This is a genomic window from Ruegeria sp. HKCCD6426, from assembly GCF_057221115.1.
In genome coordinates, this window is the sequence record NZ_JBWVBF010000007.1 from 130978 (window position 1) to 149568 (window position 18591).

Below are 18591 nucleotides of genomic sequence, written 5' to 3' on the forward strand. Positions count from 1 at the left end.
CGCCTTCAGCCCGGCAATCCATGTTGCGAACCAGTGTTGCAATTATAGTAGTACCAATCCAGATCCTGCCGCAGCACACTGTCCTTCGGCCACATGGATCCCAGATTGAAATCCAGTGTTTGTGATCGGAAAGGTTTGAATCCCGCATTGGGAACAGGAGAAAGCTCTCCAAGATAGATCTTTCCATCTTCGTAGTACAAATCGACACGCATGAAATCGAAGGCCGCGCCAATTGCTTCGGCGACCGAAACCATGTCTTCATACCTCTCGGGTTTTTCAACGTCATCTCCGCGCCTGGCAAAGATATCCACGTCCAGTCGGTTGAAATCCCGGTCGTAGGCCGATTGGTGGTGGTCACTGTGGCGTCCGAAGTCAACCTGAAGCAGCCCAACACGCCCACCAAAAACGAAGAACTTCCAGTCTTTCGGATCCTCTCCGGGTTCACCCAATCGAGATTCTAAATAAACTCTGCGCTTTACATGGCCCGTCCACCATTGGCCTGTTGCAACGTTGCTGGGCGACCCGAACCAAACCTCCGCCTGCGCCTTCATATCGGCGAGTTTTTCGGAACTGACCGGAAACTCAATCATGTCATAAAGCGCATATCCAAAATTCGCCTTCCACAGATACGCCCCCGGTGGCACCAGCTTGTTGTCCGGAACTTCCGGCGTATCGGCAATAAATGGTCGGTGGTGATCTTCCAATAGATGCCTAACGGTTTGCGGCACCAATCCAACAGCCTCGATCTTGTCTTCCAGGCGACCCTGCGGAAACCGGGAGAACACTTTCGCAAGAATATTAAACTCACTAAATGTTTGCGGGAGCAGGAGGTTAGGGAGAACCCCCTTATTCTCTACGTATTTTGTGACGGCCTGCGTTAACACCCCTGCGACATCGCCGCCAAGCTCCTGATAACCCGTTTTCCCGGGTAGCTCGGAAAGTGCGGAAAGACCAAACAGTTTTTTATCTTCAATTTCGGATAAACACCGCTTTATGTGCTTCGACACAAGGTCAGCGGCGCGTCCTCGAATCTGGTTTTTTTTCTCCTTTGAGACTGCTACTGAGCCGGTCCCAAACGACAATGCGTTCGCAATCTTCTTCTTTGATCCAGATATTCTTGACTTTAGCTGCTTACTCCGAGCGTGCTGAAGGTCACATAAGTTCAGCCCCGTGTGAGCGTATTCTTTTAGACTATGGAACGTGCGAGGGTCACGCCATTCTGGAACGGCGATTGCTTGGCTGGCTTCGGGGAATGTCATCATCGACCGATCCAGACCAATCTGGGCATTGTTCAGAGCTTCTAGGTTTGCATACAGCGTTCGGTGCTTGAACTCTCTTTCCTGCGTGGCGTTTTTTCGGGCAAACCCTCTGGAATCAGGCTTGACCCCGAGAAAATCACACAGCGCGTTCCAACTGCCTTCTTCTCCAACGTCGATTTCCAGCAGCTGATCGGCTGCTCCTCGTTCCTCAAAGAAGTTGCGCACCCGGTGGATGTGTCGATCATAATGGGCCAACAAAAAGGTCTCGTGCCCATGCGGCATTTCAAAACCGTAAACCTGCCGACGGACACTCGCCATATTGGCTTGGAGTGAAGAGGCCAAAACCGACTTCAACCAGGTTTCAGGGTTCCTTCTACGCGTTAGAATGAACTTAGCGTTCGACCCATATTCCCGAAACAAGTCCTTGTAACACAGGCACCAAGGCCAATCGGCAAAAGCTTCGTTCTTTTCAACAATGCCGCGCAAACGATCACAGAAACCGTTTTGAAGAAAGGCTGCCAGCCCGGGCCTCGAAAAGCCAAGCTTGGTGTACCCAAAGTACTCAAATGCTTCCTCCAGCGAGGTCGTGGCGGTTTTAGGCAGGCCTATACCAAAGACCTTACCCGAAAAACGCGCCAATCGAGCCTCAGAGGACGGTTTCATCGCTGCATGCCCAATCGATCAGAATGTCCGCGCCTTCGGCGCGATCCTTTTCAGGCTGATGCCGCCTTCATCCTCGGTTGTAAGCGGATCGACGACAACCGGACGATAGCTGAGTTCCACCGTATTGCCCTCGACACGAGACACGGTGTGAACACGCCAGTTCTCATCGTCACGCTCGGCAAAATCTTCATGCGCATGGGCGCCACGGGATTCCTTACGCGCTTCGGCGCCGACGATTGTGGCCAGAGCACTCGGCATCAGGTTTGTCAGTTCCAGCGTTTCCATCAGGTCGCTGTTCCAGACCAGCGAGCGATCTGTGACTTTCAGATCGTCCATCTTGGCCGCAATCGCGGTCATTTTTTCGACGCCTTCAGCCATGGTTTTAGCGGTGCGGAATACGGCCGCATCAGATTGCATTGTTTTCTGCATTTCTAGCCGCAGGTCGGCGGTCGGGATGGATCCGCTGGCATTGCGCACAGCATCGAAACGGTCAAAAGCCTTGTCGACCGAAGCCTGGTTCAGAACCGGGTTCGGCGCGTCGGCATCCACAACCTTGCCGGCCCGGATCGCCGCAGCGCGGCCAAAGACCACGAGGTCAATCAGCGAATTCGAGCCCAGACGATTCGCGCCGTGGACCGAAGCACATCCAGCCTCACCAACAGCCATCAGCCCAGGAACAACACCCGTCGGGTTGTCTGCGGTCGGGTTCAGAACCTCACCCCAGTAGTTCGTTGGAATGCCACCCATGTTGTAATGCACCGTCGGCAGAACCGGGATTGGTTCCTTGGTCACGTCAACACCGGCAAAGACCCGAGCCGATTCCGAAATCCCGGGCAAACGCTCTGCCAAGGCTTCCGCAGGCAAGTGGCTCAGGTTCAGGTGAATATGATCACCTTCATCACCATGACCGCGACCCTCGCGAATTTCCATCGTCATTGAGCGTGAAACATAGTCGCGTGGCGCAAGGTCTTTGTACTGCGGAGCATAGCGCTCCATGAAACGCTCGCCTTCTGCGTTGGTCAGGTAACCACCCTCGCCGCGGGCGCCTTCGGTGATCAGGCAGCCCGAACCATAGATGCCGGTCGGGTGGAATTGAACGAACTCCATGTCCTGCAGCGCCAGACCCGCGCGGGCCACCATGCCGCCACCGTCACCGGTACAGGTATGGGCCGAAGTTGCACTGAAATAGGCGCGGCCATAACCGCCTGTCGCCAACACCACCATTTTGGCGTTGAAGACATGCATAGTACCGTCGTCCAGTTTCCAGCAGACAACGCCCTGACACTGCCCGTCGTCGGACATGATCAGGTCGATAGCGAAATACTCGATATAGAACTCGGCGTTGTTCTTCAGCGATTGGCCATAAAGCGTATGCAAGATCGCGTGACCGGTCCGGTCCGCTGCTGCACAAGTCCGCTGCACTGCGGGGCCTTCGCCAAACTCGGTGGTGTGGCCGCCAAAGGGGCGTTGGTAAATCTTGCCTTCCTCTGTCCGGCTAAAGGGCACGCCGTAATGTTCTAATTCATAGACCGCCTTGGGAGCTTCACGCGCCAGGTATTCCATCGCGTCGGTGTCACCCAGCCAGTCAGACCCTTTGACAGTGTCGTACATGTGCCATTGCCAGTGGTCAGGACCCATATTTGACAGCGAAGCAGCGATGCCGCCTTGCGCCGCCACTGTATGAGAGCGGGTCGGGAACACTTTGGTTACACAAGCCGTGCGCAGACCCTGTTCAGCCATACCCAGCGTCGCCCGCAAGCCGGCCCCACCGGCGCCGACAACGACCACGTCATATTCATGCGTTTCGTATTCGTATGCAGCCATTTCTTTCAGCTCCGGGGATTAAAGGGCAATGCGCGCAATGGCGAAGACGCCAGCAGCAGCAGCGCCGTAAGACAAACAGGTGGTCAGGATGATCAGCACCTTTTCCATTGTGCCGTGGACATAGTCTTCCAGCATCACCTGTGCGCCATTGGCAAAGTGTTTGAAGCCAACGATCAACGTCAGCGCCGCGACGATGGCAGGGAACGGGCGTGAGTAGTAGTCCAACACGACATCATAGGGTTGGCCCAGAACCGGACCGAAAGTGAAGATGAACAATGGAACGAGGATCAGCAGCGCAACCGAGCTGACTTTCATGCTCCAGAAATGGGCGGTGCCGGACTTGGCTGAACCAAGGCCAATCGCGCGTTTGCGGTCGGTCAGATAACGCATGTCAGGCTTCCTTTTATCCGACGATCAACAGAGTAATCAGAGTCAGGACCACCGAACCGATCACGACGGCCCAACCCAGTTTGTAGGCTGTGGGGAGGTCCAATCCGGCGGCATTGTCCCAGATCAGATGTCGTACACCCGCCAATGTGTGGTACCAAAGACCCCACAGCGACAGCGCCATCACCAGATCGCCCAGAACCGAGGTTAGCCACCAGTTGGCTCGCGCGAACGCCTCGGGCGACGTCGCGGCGGCCAAAAACCACCAGACGATCAGCAACGCCGTCACTATCATGGCGTTTCCAGTGATCCGCGTCAGAATGGATGTGACCGACGTCAGCTGAGGACGATAGATCGACAGATGCGGAGAAAGCGGGCGGTTGCCCCGATTTACATCGGCCATGGCGGCTCCTTTTCGGTTGGCTACCGAACGTTTTACCGCTTTTTGCGACTCTGTCACGTGCTGCAGGTGCAAAAATCATTAAATTCGGCGCAAATCGGCGGATAATGCAATATTGTGATCACACAAAATAATGTCGTGATCACAAAATCCATTCAACCCCTCCTATGTTAGCGTTTTCAATGCCAAAGCATTGTGATCACGAATCTGCAAACGGGTCATTCCAGGTTGGCAGTTTGCTGTGTCACTTCTCGCAAAAGCTTTTTTCGAATTCTTTCCGGGTAATCGGAAAAGCCGGCGGCCGAGACAACAAAGGCACCTTCGCCGACGATCACGTTCTCGAAAAAATATGCAGTCAGGTCTGGTTCGCTCTCTTCGATGGCAATGGCATTCACGGTAACGCCGCGATCACGCAACAGGCCGTGCAACTCGGATGGCTCGACCCCTTCGTTCGAAATTCCGTCCCCCGACAGGTCGATAAGATGCCGTTTGCACCTGGACACTGCATCGAAACTGTTGACTGTCGTCTCTAACGCCTCGCCGATAGCTGTGGAGAAGTTGCGCCAGACACGCGGATCGGCAGAGACCTGATCGGCAAACCGGTCCAGCACATCGAAGCTGTTTATTCGGGTCCAGGGGATCGTCACGCGTTGACGTGAGCTGCCGGTCCATTGCACCAGCATCAGGTTTGCCTGCCCCCGGACGAGTGCTTCGGATACGACCGGATCACGCAATCCAGCGGCCAGACCGTCCATCTGAATTCGGAATTCCGTTGAATCCACCGAGCCGGACACATCGACAGCCAAAGCCAATGCAAGATCACAGGCCGCAGCGGGGGGCGCCAGACACAAGCATGTCATGAAACAGCGAAGCATTTTCATGCCCGCAGCCTAACACGATTGCCGCAAACTGCATTCAAATGAATGTAAACTCTGGTCGGCAGCTAACTGGGTCAGACGGGCATTAAAGCCCAATAATCCAAATCCAACAGTACTCCGGGAAGATATTTCCCGTCTTCATTGCGCAACGTAAACGGATCACCGTTCTTTGTCGCAACCATTCTCAGGCGGAGGGCTCCGACCCCCGAAACACCTGTTTCCGCCTTATCCAGAACTTCAGACCAGACCTTGATCGTGTCGCCGGCGAAACAGGGATTGGCGTGCGCGCCCCCGTTCAGGCCAACAATCATCTGCGCATTCGCCAACCCGTTGAAGGACAACGTTCGCGCCATGGAGATTACGTGCCCCCCGTAAATCAGACGACCTTCGGGCCGGAAAGTCAGGTCGAAATGCACTTTGGCGGTGTTCTGCCACAGCCGGGTGGCCAGCATGTGCTCGGCCTCCTCTATTGTGACACCGTCAACATGGTCGATCGTTTCACCAATTTCGTAGTCGCCCCAACGATGCGTCTCGCCTGCTTGTGCAAAGTCATAATTCGCAAAATCGAGCCCCTGCGGGACCACCAGATCCTGCGCACTCAGCGCTTTCTTCAGCTCGGGCACGACGGTTTGCTGGGCCGGGGCATCTGGGTTCGATTTACGCACCATGACCCATCGCACATATTCAATCACCACTTCGTCGCGCTGGTTCAATCCACGGGTGCGAACCCAAACGACACCCGTTTTGCCATTCGAGTTCTGCTTTAGCCCGATTACTTCGGATTCCGACCGTAGCGTGTCGCCGGGATAGACTGCTTTCAGCCAGCGGCCCTCTGCATAGCCCAAATTGGCGACAGCATTCAGCGAAATGTCCGGCACGGTCTTTCCAAAGACCACGTGGAAAGCCGCCAGATCATCAATTGGGCTTTGCGGCAGACCGCAGTCCCGGGCGAACTCATCTGAAGAATAAAGTGCATGTCGCGCCGGGTAGAGCGCGTGATACAACGCGCGTTCACCCGTTGTGACAGTGCGGGGTACTGCATGCTGCAGAACTTGCCCGACAGAATAATCTTCGAAAAAGCGGCCCGGATTGGTTTTTGCCATTACTGCTGTCCCAGTTTCATTTCGGGGGAATAGTCGGCTTCGACATCCTTGGTCACTGCCTGCGCACAACGCATCACATTGCTGGCTGGATCAAATGCGTAAGAGGGGGAGCCGTGCAACAACCACCCTTTTGCCAATGCGTCGGATACCTTGTGACAGAAGGCCGAAGTGTCTTCCTCGGTCAGCAGGCGATAGAGTTTTGCCATGAGTCAGTTCCTTACGAAGGGAAAGGTGACGGGCCGACCAGCCCGTGGATATAGCCGATGATCCCCAGCAGCACGATCGAGGCGACAAAGAACATCGCATCCTTGCCATAGGTACCAGGCTCACCCGGAGTCCAGCCAGGTTCGGACCGGTTGATGACAATAACTTCGACTACGGCCCAGGCCAACAGGCCACCAAACAGGATGATCGAAGCCAAATCGCCGTTGACCAACAAATGTGCAAAGGCCCACAGCTTGAAACCGCCCAGCATCGGATGACGCACTTTGTTCAGCAGGCGCCCTTTGGTCCCGGCCGGGCTCATCATGTAAATCGCGATCAGCACCAGCAGGTTGTTGATGTGAACCATGAAGGACGGAGGAGCCCAGACAAAAACGGTATCGGTCATGCGATACCCGAATATCATAAGCAGGATTGCCGCAACCAACGCCAGCGCAACCGCACCTTTGCCACCATTGCCCATCGCCGCACGCCGTTCGGGCATGACACGTTTGAACAGATGTGCAGCCCACCATAGCAGCACACCAAGAATCAGAAGAACAAAGCCCATTGCTGGCTTACCCCGCTTGCAAAGCTAATATTGCCTCTGCTTTTGCCAGAGTTTCACGGGCAGTTACAACGTGCAGGTTTTCAACGATCTTGCCATCGACGACAGCGACGCCCTGCCCTTGTGCCTTTACTTCCTCAAAAGCGGCGATCTGGCGGCGGGCCAGATCGATTTCCACTTCTGACGGGGCGTAAGCCGCATTGGTGATGTCCACCTGAGCCGGATGGATCAGGGTCTTGCCGTCAAAGCCCATGTCACGCCCCTGCGCGCATTCAGCGGCCAGACCTTCTCCATCCTTAAAGGCGTTGTAGACGCCATCAACGATAATAAGGCCCTCGGCCTTTGCGGCCAGCAGGCACAGGCCCAGCGAGGTCATCAGCGGCAAGCGGTCAGGGCGGAACCGGGTTTGCAACTCTTTGGCCAAATCGTTGGTGCCCATCACAAAGCCCGCCATTAGCGGGTGCGCTGCGATTTCGGCTGCGTTCAGCATTCCGCGCGGGGTTTCCATCATGGCCCAAATTGGAATGTCCCCGGTGATCGCGGCCAGCGCATCTACGTCAGCGGCCGAGTTCACCTTGGGCAGCAGGACCACATCAGCGGCCATCTCACGCACGGCTTCGGCATCCGCCCGTCCCCATTCCGTATCCAGCCCGTTGATTCGAACGATCTTGACCCGCTCGCCAAAGCCTCCGACGGCCAACGCTTCCTTGAGCGTTTCACGGGCGTTGTCCTTTTCATCGGCGGCAACCGCATCTTCCAGATCGAAGATTATCGCATCCACTGGCAGTGTACGCGCCTTGTCCAAAGCCCGCTCTTTCGAGCCGGGAATATAAAGAACCGAGCGATAGGGGCGCTGTCGGGGATCCATTGACTTTTCCCTTTGAAATAAAGTTGCGCGAAATGGGGCATTTTTTGCCGGAAAGTTCAAGTGAAAATTTGCCGCAATGCAGCATTCCCTCCAATCGACGCAACGTGCGTTGCCTTAACCGGATTTCTCCACTGTCCCGTCACGCTGAAGGATGCAGGTGAAAAGGGGACCGACATGAATGCGACTTTGATCAAGATGACCATGGGATTGGGCATCGTGGTATTGGCAACACAACAACTGCACGCCCAGACCCGCCAATGTGCGCCACGCGCGGACGTGATTCAGCAACTGGCGGAGACGTATGGTGAAACACGCCGGGGTATCGGGATAGCCCGTCAGGGTGCTGTGATGGAAGTGTTCGCCTCGGCCAGTACAGGCAGTTGGACTATTACGATAACCCTGCCAGATGGGCTGACTTGCCTTGTAACCTCGGGACAATCGTTTGAGACGCTGGCTGAGGCACTGCCACCTAATGCCTGAGGGTCAAGCCAGTGCATCCCAGATCAGCTTACTGCCGGTAATGGTCAGCAGAACATAAGCGATGCCAAAGAACAGGCGTTCGGACATCATCCAATGCGCCCGAACGCCCAGCCACGCGCCAAGCACAGCAAAAGGCGCCAGCAAAAGATCGACCCAGGCCGTGTGCCATGTGAACATGCCCAAATAGGCATAAGGTACAAATTTCGCGGCGTTGATGACCCAGAACACCAGAACTGTGCTGGCCTGAAATTCGGTTTTCGACAGGCGTTGCGACAAAAGATAAACCGCTGCCGGCGGCCCGCCGGCATGGCTGACAAAGCTGGTGAACCCTGCAACAAGACCGGCAAACAATCCGGCAGATGGCGGCAGGCGATTAGCAAACCCACGCACCCAGCCACGGTTCTGCGAGATATGCCAGGCCACAAATCCGACGGAGATCGCTCCGATCAACAAGCGAAGCAGGTCATCGTTGGTGCCGCGAAACAGCAACGCGCCCAGCGCCACACCCGGAACCGAACCTAGCATCAACAGGCGTGAATCCGGCCAATTCCAGCGCCTCCAATATGGGCGTAGCGTCGCAACATCGATGACCATCAGGATTGGCAGCATGAGCGCCAAAGCCTGCCCCGGCTCCAATATAAGCGCCAGAATCGATGAAGACGCAAAGGCCACTCCTGACCCGAAGCCGCCCTTCGAGATACCTGCAAAGATCACCGCCGGGATCGCCACAACAAAAAACATCAGGTTCAATTCGAACATGCGGTTGCCCCGGAACAGCTTGCTATGAAGGCCCTTTAGCGCAATCAGCGGGTGATGCGCAAACGGTATGCGGTCGCATGCCGCGCCGCAGAACACTTGCGCAATGTCGTTTTAGAGACTAGCAAAATCGCGATTTCAAAACCGACCGGAGAAAATCCAAATGGCCAGACCCAAGATCGCGCTGATCGGCGCAGGTCAGATCGGCGGCACGCTCGCCCACCTCGCAGCAATGAAAGAACTTGGTGACGTCGTGCTGTTCGACATCGCCGAAGGCACTCCGGAAGGCAAGGCGCTTGATATCGCCGAGTCCGGTCCGTCCGAAGGCTTCGACGCAAACCTGAAAGGCACCCAGTCTTACGCAGACATCGCAGGTGCAGACGTCTGCATCGTGACCGCCGGTGTGCCGCGCAAACCGGGCATGAGCCGCGACGATCTGCTGGGTATCAACCTGAAGGTCATGAAGTCGGTCGGCGAGGGCATTGCCGCCAACGCCCCCGATGCATTTGTCATCTGCATCACAAACCCGCTGGATGCGATGGTCTGGGCCCTGCGCGAATTCTCGGGCCTGCCGCACAACAAGGTCTGTGGGATGGCAGGCGTTCTGGATTCGGGGCGTTTCGCACATTTCCTGTCAGAAGAGTTCAACGTCTCCATGCGCGACGTCACCGCATTCGTTCTGGGTGGTCACGGCGACACCATGGTGCCGTCGGTACGGTACTCGACCGTCGCAGGCATCCCGCTGCCGGATTTGGTTGAAATGGGGTGGACCACGCAAGAAAAACTCGACGCCATCGTCCAGCGTACCCGTGACGGCGGTGCCGAGATTGTTGGCCTCCTGAAGACAGGGTCTGCCTTCTATGCGCCTGCTACCTCGGCGATCGAAATGGCCGAAGCCTATCTGAAAGACCAGAAGCGCGTTCTGCCCTGTGCCGCTTACTGTAATGGCGAATTGGGTGTCGAAGGCATGTATGTCGGTGTGCCCACCGTGATCGGTGCCGGCGGCATCGAACGCGTTGTCAACATCAAGCTCAACGAAGAAGAGCAGGCAGGTTTCGACAATTCAGTCAATGCCGTAAAGGGCCTGATTGAGGCGTGCAAAGGCATCGACAGCTCGCTGGCCTGAGGCATCCATTTTCAAAAGATCAAACCGGCTCGCTTGCGGGCCGGTTTTCTTTTGCCGGATCACAATCACGACCCTTACGTTGTTCACACATGTTGGCGCAAACGCCACAAACACCCTTTGTGAATATGTTTTATGAGATCATCGGGGATACATCGAATCAATCGCCGCAGAGATTTTCAGTTTGTGATCACACCCCAAAATACTGTGATCACAAAATATATAAATCTTCGTGAAAAACTGCTTTCCCGCAAAAAAACCCTTTAAACTTGCCCCTTAGACACGCCTATAACGGTTAAATCGTAGTCAGACGGGACAATTTCGATGAACATTCACGAATATCAGGCCAAAGCCCTTCTTCGCAGCTATGGCGCTCCGGTTTCCGACGGTCGCGCGGTTCTGCGCGCCGAGGAAGCCAAAACCGCAGCCGGTGAGCTGGATGGCCCCCTTTGGGTCGTAAAGGCGCAGATTCATGCGGGTGGGCGCGGCAAAGGCTCGTTCAAAGAGGCAGATGCCGGTGAAAAGGGCGGTGTTCGTCTGACCAAGTCGGTTGAGGAAGCCGCCGAAGAAGCCAAGAAGATGCTGGGCCGCACGCTGGTCACGCACCAAACCGGTCCGGCAGGCAAGCAAGTCAACCGCATCTACATCGAAGCCGGATCCGGCATCGAACGCGAACTGTACCTGGCGCTGCTGGTGGATCGCCAGACCAGCCGCATCTCGTTCGTCTGCTCGACAGAAGGCGGCATGGACATCGAAGAAGTTGCGGCCGCAACGCCCGAAAAGATCCTGTCCTTCTCGGTCGATCCTGCCACAGGCTACCAACCCTACCACGGACGCCGCATCGCGTTTTCGCTGGGTCTGGAAGGCGCGCAGGTCAAGCAGTGCGTCAAACTGATGAGCCAGCTGTACGCCGCCTTCGTCGAGAAGGATATGGAGATGCTGGAAATCAACCCGCTGATCGTATCCGATAGCGGCGACCTCAAGGTGCTGGACGCCAAGGTCGGCTTTGATGGCAACGCGGTCTACCGCCACCCCGACATCGCCGAACTGCGCGACACGACCGAGGAAGACCCCAAGGAACTGGAAGCCTCCAAATACGACCTGAACTACATCGCGCTGGATGGTGAGATCGGCTGTATGGTGAACGGTGCCGGTCTGGCGATGGCGACGATGGACATCATCAAGCTCTACGGTGCCGAGCCTGCCAACTTCCTCGACGTGGGCGGCGGTGCGACCAAAGAGAAAGTGACTGAGGCGTTCAAGATCATCACCTCGGACCCGCAGGTCAAAGGCATTCTGGTCAACATCTTCGGCGGCATCATGCGCTGTGACGTCATCGCCGAGGGTGTTGTCGCCGCGGTGAAAGAGGTCGGTCTGAAGGTTCCGCTGGTCGTGCGTCTGGAAGGCACGAACGTTGAGAAAGGCAAAGAGATCATCAACACCTCGGGCCTGGACGTGATCGCAGCGGATAACCTGAAAGACGGAGCCGAGAAGATCGTGAAGGCGGTTAAGGGTTGATGATGAGATCTGTCTTGGTTCTGGTTTTTGCAGCATTGGCAAGTTGCGCCGAGGAAGCAGCTTTGAACCAAGGTGGTGTCCCACAAAACCCGGTTTCGCGCACGCCGATCCTGATTGACTGTCCCGCAGGCCCCGATGCGGATGCAATGCGAGAACAATCACTCGCCATTGGTCGCCCGGTTTCCTGCGATGATGGAGAAAATACCTGGACAATCTCTGCGCAAAATTAACCAGCCTAACCTAATGCATGAGCCCGCCATATAGCTAGTGAAACGACAATTTTCTAAGGAGACTCCTAAAATGGCAGTCCTCATCGACGAAAACACCAAAGTGATCTGTCAGGGTTTTACCGGCTCGCAGGGTGGATCGCATTCGGTGTGGACTGTTTAATCTGTCTTAAAACGGGACTGAGAAATAACGTAACCCATGACCATCCCCATCTTCCTCATAGGTCTCGAACGCGCCACCGGGCGGGCGCGTTTGATGGAGCAGGAGCTGCATAAGGCAGGCCTGTCGGCAACCCGCGTCAACGCCGTTGACTGCGATGCCGCCACGCGTGAGGATTTCCTGCGTGACTGCCGGGATGAAGGGCCGTGGGGTTACTTCCACACCAAGGATATGGCCTGCACGCTCAGCCATGCCAAAGCGTGGGAGGCTTTGATCGCCTCGGGTGCAGAACAGGCGCTGATCCTTGAGGACGATGTATACCTGTCTTCCGAGCTCACCGAATGGCTGAACGACCCGTCCTGGTGGCCCGCGGACGCTGACATCGTGCGGTTCGAACGCTGGCGCAGCAGCAAGCTGTACGTGGCACTCGGGCGCAAGCGGTTGTCCCATCTGGGGCGAGAGCTGCGCCTGATGCGCTCACGCCACCCCGGCGGTGCAGCCTACGCGCTGACTCGTAATGCGGCTGAACACTTTCTGGCACAAAAACCCTATGACATCACGTTGGACGGCTTGCTGTTCAACCCGTCGGCCTCACGCGCGGCGCGGCAGGTCAACATCTATCAGGTGATCCCCGCCATGGTCGAACAAGGCAACGACGCCCCCGGTGAGTTGCGTATGGGCGCACCGCGCCGCCGTCCGACGGGCTGGCCCCTGGTCCGGCAGAAAATTCGCCGGGGCATCGCGGAAGTCAGCAGCGGCCTGAGTACAATCGCCAATCTGGCACTGGGTCGTGCTACGCTCGAGAAAATTACCTATGCGCCGCAGGTTCTGCCGGCGACTGAACCCAATCAATCCAATACCGCCTAGAGAAAGGGACAAAATGGCAGTCCTCATTGACGAAAATACCAAGGTTATCTGTCAGGGCTTTACCGGCTCGCAGGGCACTTTCCATTCCGAGCAGGCCATCGCATACGGCACCAAGATGGTCGGTGGCGTGACCCCCGGCAAAGGCGGGATGACCCATCTTGACCTGCCCGTGTTTAACTCGGTCCACGAAGCCAAAGCCGTGACCGAAGCCAACGCCTCGGTGATCTATGTTCCACCGCCCTTTGCGGCTGACTCGATCCTCGAAGCGATCGATGCCGAGATGGAAGTGATCGTCTGCATCACCGAAGGCATCCCGGTTCTGGACATGATGAAGGTCAAGCGCGCTCTGGAAGGCTCAAGCTCGCGCCTGATCGGCCCGAACTGCCCCGGTGTGATTACTCCGGACGCCTGCAAGATCGGCATCATGCCCGGCCACATCCACAAGCGCGGTTCGGTCGGCGTTGTGTCGCGCTCGGGCACCCTGACCTATGAGGCCGTCAAACAGACTACCGATGTCGGTCTGGGCCAGTCCACCTGCGTGGGCATCGGCGGTGACCCGATCAAAGGCACCGAGCATATCGACGTGCTGGAATGGTTCCTGGCCGATGACGAAACCGAGTCGATCATCATGATCGGTGAGATCGGTGGCTCGGCCGAGGAAGAAGCCGCTCAGTTCCTGGCGGATGAGGCCAAGAAGGGCCGCAAAAAGCCGACCGCCGGTTTCATTGCAGGCCGCACGGCCCCTCCGGGCCGCCGCATGGGCCACGCGGGCGCGATTGTCGCCGGTGGCAAAGGCGGTGCCGAAGACAAGATCGAAGCCATGCGCTCGGCCGGTATCGTCGTGGCCGAAAGCCCGGCGCAGCTGGGTGAGGCTGTGCTGGAAGCGATCGGGTAATGCTCCTACGGAAAGGTAACCGCCGCGACAGAGCCCAAATGCTTGAAAGAGCATTTGGGCGTCGCCGGTTGTCTGATGCGACCGAGGAAATTAGAAGAACGCAGTTGTTCTACAAGTGGCCAAACCTTTCCACCTACCTATCGTTGATATCGAATATCGAGCTTGACCAAACAAAACACCTCAGCCGAATTGCCGTGAAGTCGTTGCCTGCGTTTGCAAAGCGGGATGGGCTTAGAAGTGCGTCCATAAACGATCATACAGGAACCATGGCTTACTTGAGCAGGCTCCAACTGGCGACGGCGGAAGACGCGTTCTATTTGTCGCGAACCTCTCGGAGACAATCCAATCACTCTATTGAGCGGTTCGCTGGAGAGCCGTGGAGGTCCACTAGCCCCCATACCCCTTTGGTCAGTGTCGTATGGAAGGCCAATGACGAAAAAGGAACGAGTTTAATCTCAGATCGCAAGACGCCAGAACCTATCATTATGGCAACGGCCAAGCCGGGTTTCGATAGTGAGGTAAATATAGTCGCTGCGTTTCCTAGACACATGTCTGAAGCCGTCTGGCAGTTCTTCAATGCCTATGAAACGTCACCGCCTACCACCCAAAACAACGATAAAAAGCAAGATTGTTGGTACTATCTCGGCCCGGATCATGACCGGGTTCCTAGCGCTATTAGCTATTCTGGTAAAGAAATCTCGGCGGGAGGCGGAAGAGAAAGTTATGAACATAGGATTAAATTCTATGAGCATGTAGGAAGCACGTTTACTCGCCTATCCGCATTTCGAAACGAGAAGTTTCCGGAAGTTGGGGTGCTCCCGGTTGTGCTGCACATCCATCTCAGGCAATTCAGTTGAGCGTCGTGGGGATTAATCAAGTGAGAACTCCAACTAACAAGAATTTGAGTGGCGGCTTCTGATGACCTTCTCCGACGCAGTCCGCACCTGTTTCTCCAAGTTTTTCACCTTCTCAGGTCGTGCCTCGCGGCCCGAGTACTGGTTCTTCTTCCTGTTCATCGTAATCTGGAACGTAATCGCCGGGATCATCGACTGGCAGTTCTTCACACAGGTCTCGGTAGCCAAAACCGATGAGGTGAAATCCGTCACCGCCACGTCCTCGCGCCCTGTGCAGAGCATCGTGGGGTTGATCGTCTTCGTCCCGCATCTGGCCGTGGCCTTCCGCCGGATGCATGATACCGGGCGCAACGGGATTTTTGCCTTGCTGCCGATCCTGCTGATGGTTGGTGCCCTGGCGGTTCTGATCTTTGGCATCGGCATCGCCAGCCAGTTCCACGGCGGCACGTTGGATATCCTGTTCACCCGTGCCACCTTGCTTATCGTCATTCCGACATTGCTGGTTCTGGCAGTGTCACCCCTCCTGGTTTTGTGGTGGCTGACCCGCCCCAGCCAGCCAGGCACCAATCAATACGGTCCCAACCCACATGAGGTAGCCCCATGACCGAACATTCACCCAACACTGCCTTTCATGCCTCTAGCTTCATGCAGGGGCATAATGCCGAATATCTGGAGCAGCTCTATGCTCAGTACACAAAGAACCCGGGCGCTGTGGATGCCGCCTGGGCCGAATTCTTCAAGGCGATGGGCGACGCCACGCCGGATGTTCAGAAAGAGGCCGAAGGACCATCCTGGGCCCGTACCGACTGGCCTCCGATGCCGGCGGATGACCTAACGGGCGCCTTGACGGGCGAATGGGCTGAGATCGACGCTAAGGCCGCAGGTAAAAAGATCAAGGACAAGGCCGAGGCCAAAGGTGTCGAGGTCAGCGATGATCAGATCAAACGCGCCGTGCTGGACAGCCTTCGGGCACTGATGCTGATCCGGGCTTACCGTATCCGGGGGCATCTGGCTGCCGACCTGGACCCGCTGGGCATGCGCGCGGCCAGCACGCACCCGGAACTGGACCCCAAAACCTACGGGTTCACTGATGCCGACATGGATCGCCCGATCTTTATCGACAACGTGCTGGGGCTTCAAATGGCCTCGATGCGGCAGATCGTCGAGATTGTGAAGCGGACCTATTGCGGCACCTTCGCGCTGCAATACATGCATATCTCCGACCCGGAACAGGCCGCGTGGCTGAAGGAGCGGATCGAAGGGTATGGCAAGGAAATCTCGTTCACCCGCGAGGGGCGTAAGGCCATTCTGAACAAGATGGTCGAGGCCGAAGGCTTCGAGAAGTTCCTGCATGTGAAATACATGGGCACCAAACGCTTCGGTCTGGACGGCGGCGAAAGCCTGATCCCGGCGATGGAGCAGATCATCAAGCGCGGTGGTGCATTGGGTGTCAGCGACATCGTCATCGGCATGCCGCACCGGGGTCGTCTGAATATTCTGGCCAACGTGATGGCCAAACCCTACCGCGCCATATTCAATGAATTCCAGGGCGGCAGCTTCAAGCCGGAAGATGTGGATGGCTCGGGCGATGTGAAGTATCACCTGGGCGCATCCAGTGACCGTGAATTCGACGGCAACAGCGTGCACCTGTCCCTGACCGCAAACCCGTCCCACCTTGAGGCGGTGAACCCGGTCGTCCTCGGCAAAGTGCGCGCCAAGCAGGATCAGCTGAACGACGTGGACCGCACCAAGGTGATGGGCATTCTGCTGCACGGGGATGCGGCCTTTGCCGGCCAAGGCGTTGTCGCCGAAGGGTTCGGTCTATCGGGCCTGAAGGGCCACAAGACCGGCGGCACAATGCATATCGTCGTGAACAACCAGATTGGGTTTACCACCGCGCCGCACTTCAGCCGCTCGTCGCCCTACCCCACGGACATCGCCCTGATGGTCGAGGCGCCGATTTTCCACGTCAACGGCGACGACCCCGAGGCGGTGGTTCATGCGGCCAAGGTGGCGACCGAGTTCCGGCAGAAGTTCCACAAGGACGTGGTCATCGACATCTTCTGCTATCGCAGGTTCGGGCATAACGAGGGCGATGAGCCCATGTTCACCAACCCGATCATGTATAAGAAGATCAAGACGCATAAGACCACGCTGAGCCTGTATACCGAGCGACTGGTCAAGGACGGGCTGATCCCTGAGGGTGAGATCGAGGATATGAAGGCCGCGTTCCAAGCGCATCTGAACGATGAGTTTGATGCCGGAAAGGACTACAAGCCCAACAAGGCTGATTGGCTGGATGGGCGGTGGTCTCACCTGGACAAGAACAAAGAAGAATACGTACGCGGAGATACCGCAATCTCGCCCGAAACGATGGTAGAGATCGGGAACGCACTGACCCACGCGCCGCAGGACATAGCAGTTCACAAAACGGTAGCCCGTCTTCTGGACCACAAGAAGCAGATGTTCGACAGCGGCAAAGGGTTCGACTGGGCAACGGGCGAAGCCCTCGCGTTTGGCTCGCTTCTGACCGAAGGCTATCCGGTGCGACTGTCCGGTCAGGACGCAACACGCGGCACGTTCAGTCAACGCCATTCCGGGTTCATCCATCAGGAAACCGAAGAACGGTTCTATCCCCTGAACAATATTCGCAAGGGCCAGTCGCATTACGAGGTGATCGACTCAATGCTCAGCGAATATGCGGTGCTGGGATTTGAGTACGGCTTTTCGCTGGCTGAACCCAATGCACTGACCCTTTGGGAGGCGCAGTTTGGCGACTTTGCCAACGGGGCGCAGATCATGTTCGATCAGTTCATCAGTTCTGGCGAAAGCAAATGGCTGCGCATGTCCGGTCTGGTTTGCTTGTTGCCGCACGGGTTCGAGGGCCAGGGGCCTGAACACTCATCGGCGCGCTTGGAGCGTTTTCTGCAAATGTGCGGTCAGGACAACTGGATCGTGGCGAATTGCACGACGCCTGCGAACTACTTCCATATCTTGCGCCGTCAGCTGCATCGCACTTTCCGCAAACCGCTGATCCTGGTGACACCGAAATCCCTGCTACGCCACAAGCTGGCGGTTAGCACGACTGAGGATTTCACCACCGGCTCCAGCTTTCACCGGGTCCTGTGGGATGACGCGCAGAAAGGGAATTCGGACACTACGCTGGTCAAGGATGACAAGATCAAGCGGGTCGTTATGTGCTCGGGCAAGGTCTATTTCGATCTGCTGGAGGAGCGCGACGCACGTGGCATTGACGATGTCTACTTGATGCGGATCGAGCAGTATTACCCGTTCCCTGCGCACTCGCTCATCAATGAGCTTGAGCGCTTCAAAGGCGCTGAAATCATCTGGTGTCAGGAAGAACCCAAGAACCAAGGCGCCTGGACCTTTATCGAGCCGAATATCGAATGGGTTCTGACCCGTATCGGCGCCAAGCACACCCGGCCGCGCTATGTCGGCCGCGCAACTTCGGCCTCGCCCGCGACGGGTTTGGCCAGCCAACACAAAGCCCAACAAGAAGCGCTGGTTAACGAAGCGCTGAGCATCGAAGGAAAGTAAGC

General features: G+C 56.6%; 19 protein-coding genes. 9 read left to right on the top strand and 10 right to left on the bottom strand.

Going from position 1 to position 18591, the window contains the following annotated elements; all coding sequences use genetic code 11:
* Positions 1-5: 5 nt before the first annotated feature.
* The 9 genes from AC2TDA_RS18685 to AC2TDA_RS18725 all read right to left on the bottom strand — a co-directional run bounded on the left by AC2TDA_RS18685 (position 6) and on the right by AC2TDA_RS18725 (position 8151).
* On the bottom strand, positions 6-1898 hold the full coding sequence (locus AC2TDA_RS18685) for a sulfotransferase (protein WP_480880242.1): 1893 nt from the start codon (positions 1896-1898) through the stop codon (positions 6-8).
* A 42-nt stretch (positions 1899-1940) separates the two neighbouring features.
* Positions 1941-3746, bottom strand: coding sequence for a succinate dehydrogenase flavoprotein subunit (gene sdhA / locus AC2TDA_RS18690; RefSeq protein ID WP_480848886.1), 1806 nt, complete (start codon positions 3744-3746; stop codon positions 1941-1943).
* Between the two features lie 18 nt (positions 3747-3764).
* Complete coding sequence (gene sdhD, locus AC2TDA_RS18695) at positions 3765-4136, bottom strand: succinate dehydrogenase, hydrophobic membrane anchor protein (protein ID WP_480848884.1); 372 nt, start codon at positions 4134-4136, stop codon at positions 3765-3767.
* 13 nt (positions 4137-4149) lie between these two features.
* Entirely contained in the window at positions 4150-4536 is a 387-nt protein-coding gene (sdhC, locus tag AC2TDA_RS18700; protein WP_480848882.1) for a succinate dehydrogenase, cytochrome b556 subunit, read from the bottom strand.
* A 215-nt stretch (positions 4537-4751) separates the two neighbouring features.
* Complete coding sequence (locus tag AC2TDA_RS18705; protein WP_480848880.1) at positions 4752-5414, bottom strand: DUF1194 domain-containing protein; 663 nt, start codon at positions 5412-5414, stop codon at positions 4752-4754.
* Positions 5415-5485: 71 nt separating this feature from the next.
* Positions 5486-6514, bottom strand: coding sequence for a MaoC family dehydratase (locus AC2TDA_RS18710; protein WP_480880243.1), 1029 nt, complete (start codon positions 6512-6514; stop codon positions 5486-5488).
* The gene (locus AC2TDA_RS18715) at positions 6514-6720 is read right to left on the bottom strand and encodes a DUF1737 domain-containing protein (RefSeq protein ID WP_480880245.1); all 207 of its coding nucleotides are present in this window, start codon (positions 6718-6720) and stop codon (positions 6514-6516) included. The genes AC2TDA_RS18710 and AC2TDA_RS18715 overlap by 1 nt, the downstream gene beginning before the upstream one ends.
* 11 nt (positions 6721-6731) lie before the next feature.
* A complete protein-coding gene (locus tag AC2TDA_RS18720) occupies positions 6732-7286 on the bottom strand; it encodes an NnrU family protein (RefSeq protein ID WP_480848876.1) in 555 nt (184 codons plus the stop codon).
* Positions 7287-7293: 7 nt separating this feature from the next.
* Positions 7294-8151, bottom strand: a complete 858-nt coding sequence (locus AC2TDA_RS18725; RefSeq protein ID WP_480880247.1) for an HpcH/HpaI aldolase/citrate lyase family protein — start codon at positions 8149-8151, stop codon at positions 7294-7296.
* A 174-nt stretch (positions 8152-8325) separates the two neighbouring features.
* On the opposite strand from AC2TDA_RS18725, the gene AC2TDA_RS18730 reads away from it, so the two are divergent.
* Positions 8326-8631, top strand: a complete 306-nt coding sequence (locus AC2TDA_RS18730; RefSeq protein ID WP_480848872.1) for a hypothetical protein — start codon at positions 8326-8328, stop codon at positions 8629-8631.
* 3 nt (positions 8632-8634) lie between these two features.
* Here AC2TDA_RS18730 and AC2TDA_RS18735 read toward each other — a convergent pair whose 3' ends face one another.
* A complete protein-coding gene (locus tag AC2TDA_RS18735; protein WP_480880248.1) occupies positions 8635-9390 on the bottom strand; it encodes a sulfite exporter TauE/SafE family protein in 756 nt (251 codons plus the stop codon).
* Positions 9391-9550: 160 nt separating this feature from the next.
* Between AC2TDA_RS18735 and mdh the strand changes: the two genes are divergently transcribed.
* The 8 genes from mdh to AC2TDA_RS18775 all read left to right on the top strand — a co-directional run bounded on the left by mdh (position 9551) and on the right by AC2TDA_RS18775 (position 18589).
* A complete protein-coding gene (gene mdh, locus AC2TDA_RS18740) occupies positions 9551-10513 on the top strand; it encodes a malate dehydrogenase (RefSeq protein ID WP_480880250.1) in 963 nt (320 codons plus the stop codon).
* Between the two features lie 321 nt (positions 10514-10834).
* A complete protein-coding gene (sucC, locus tag AC2TDA_RS18745; protein ID WP_480848867.1) occupies positions 10835-12028 on the top strand; it encodes an ADP-forming succinate--CoA ligase subunit beta in 1194 nt (397 codons plus the stop codon).
* A complete protein-coding gene (locus AC2TDA_RS18750; protein WP_480880251.1) occupies positions 12028-12258 on the top strand; it encodes a hypothetical protein in 231 nt (76 codons plus the stop codon). The genes sucC and AC2TDA_RS18750 overlap by 1 nt, the downstream gene beginning before the upstream one ends.
* A 196-nt stretch (positions 12259-12454) precedes the next feature.
* Positions 12455-13282, top strand: a complete 828-nt coding sequence (locus AC2TDA_RS18755) for a glycosyltransferase family 25 protein (protein ID WP_480880252.1) — start codon at positions 12455-12457, stop codon at positions 13280-13282.
* Positions 13283-13295: 13 nt separating this feature from the next.
* Complete coding sequence (gene sucD / locus AC2TDA_RS18760) at positions 13296-14177, top strand: succinate--CoA ligase subunit alpha (RefSeq protein WP_170361385.1); 882 nt, start codon at positions 13296-13298, stop codon at positions 14175-14177.
* Between the two features lie 38 nt (positions 14178-14215).
* Complete coding sequence (locus AC2TDA_RS18765) at positions 14216-15034, top strand: hypothetical protein (protein WP_480880254.1); 819 nt, start codon at positions 14216-14218, stop codon at positions 15032-15034.
* Between the two features lie 61 nt (positions 15035-15095).
* A complete protein-coding gene (locus AC2TDA_RS18770) occupies positions 15096-15635 on the top strand; it encodes a DUF805 domain-containing protein (protein ID WP_480848860.1) in 540 nt (179 codons plus the stop codon).
* Positions 15632-18589 carry a 2-oxoglutarate dehydrogenase E1 component gene (locus AC2TDA_RS18775; protein WP_480880256.1) on the top strand — a complete coding sequence of 986 codons (2958 nt, stop codon included), beginning with the start codon at positions 15632-15634 and terminating at the stop codon, positions 18587-18589. The genes AC2TDA_RS18770 and AC2TDA_RS18775 overlap by 4 nt, the downstream gene beginning before the upstream one ends.
* The last annotated feature ends 2 nt before the right edge of the window (positions 18590-18591 follow it).

What these genes read in the sequence shown, in the direction of transcription:
- AC2TDA_RS18705 (WP_480848880.1), bottom strand. Translation starts at nt 5,414, where the DNA reads ATGAAAATGCTTCGCTGTTTCATGACATGCTTGTGTCTGGCGCCCCCC.
- AC2TDA_RS18730 (WP_480848872.1), top strand. Translation starts at nt 8,326, where the DNA reads ATGAATGCGACTTTGATCAAGATGACCATGGGATTGGGCATCGTGGTA.
- AC2TDA_RS18765 (WP_480880254.1), top strand. Translation starts at nt 14,216, where the DNA reads ATGCTTGAAAGAGCATTTGGGCGTCGCCGGTTGTCTGATGCGACCGAG.
- sdhA (WP_480848886.1), bottom strand. Translation starts at nt 3,746, where the DNA reads ATGGCTGCATACGAATACGAAACGCATGAATATGACGTGGTCGTTGTC.
- AC2TDA_RS18770 (WP_480848860.1), top strand. Translation starts at nt 15,096, where the DNA reads ATGACCTTCTCCGACGCAGTCCGCACCTGTTTCTCCAAGTTTTTCACC.
- mdh (WP_480880250.1), top strand. Translation starts at nt 9,551, where the DNA reads ATGGCCAGACCCAAGATCGCGCTGATCGGCGCAGGTCAGATCGGCGGC.
- sdhC (WP_480848882.1), bottom strand. Translation starts at nt 4,536, where the DNA reads ATGGCCGATGTAAATCGGGGCAACCGCCCGCTTTCTCCGCATCTGTCG.
- AC2TDA_RS18715 (WP_480880245.1), bottom strand. Translation starts at nt 6,720, where the DNA reads ATGGCAAAACTCTATCGCCTGCTGACCGAGGAAGACACTTCGGCCTTC.
- AC2TDA_RS18720 (WP_480848876.1), bottom strand. Translation starts at nt 7,286, where the DNA reads ATGGGCTTTGTTCTTCTGATTCTTGGTGTGCTGCTATGGTGGGCTGCA.
- AC2TDA_RS18775 (WP_480880256.1), top strand. Translation starts at nt 15,632, where the DNA reads ATGACCGAACATTCACCCAACACTGCCTTTCATGCCTCTAGCTTCATG.
- AC2TDA_RS18750 (WP_480880251.1), top strand. Translation starts at nt 12,028, where the DNA reads ATGATGAGATCTGTCTTGGTTCTGGTTTTTGCAGCATTGGCAAGTTGC.
- AC2TDA_RS18725 (WP_480880247.1), bottom strand. Translation starts at nt 8,151, where the DNA reads ATGGATCCCCGACAGCGCCCCTATCGCTCGGTTCTTTATATTCCCGGC.
- sdhD (WP_480848884.1), bottom strand. Translation starts at nt 4,136, where the DNA reads ATGCGTTATCTGACCGACCGCAAACGCGCGATTGGCCTTGGTTCAGCC.
- AC2TDA_RS18710 (WP_480880243.1), bottom strand. Translation starts at nt 6,514, where the DNA reads ATGGCAAAAACCAATCCGGGCCGCTTTTTCGAAGATTATTCTGTCGGG.
- AC2TDA_RS18755 (WP_480880252.1), top strand. Translation starts at nt 12,455, where the DNA reads ATGACCATCCCCATCTTCCTCATAGGTCTCGAACGCGCCACCGGGCGG.
- AC2TDA_RS18735 (WP_480880248.1), bottom strand. Translation starts at nt 9,390, where the DNA reads ATGTTCGAATTGAACCTGATGTTTTTTGTTGTGGCGATCCCGGCGGTG.
- sucD (WP_170361385.1), top strand. Translation starts at nt 13,296, where the DNA reads ATGGCAGTCCTCATTGACGAAAATACCAAGGTTATCTGTCAGGGCTTT.
- sucC (WP_480848867.1), top strand. Translation starts at nt 10,835, where the DNA reads ATGAACATTCACGAATATCAGGCCAAAGCCCTTCTTCGCAGCTATGGC.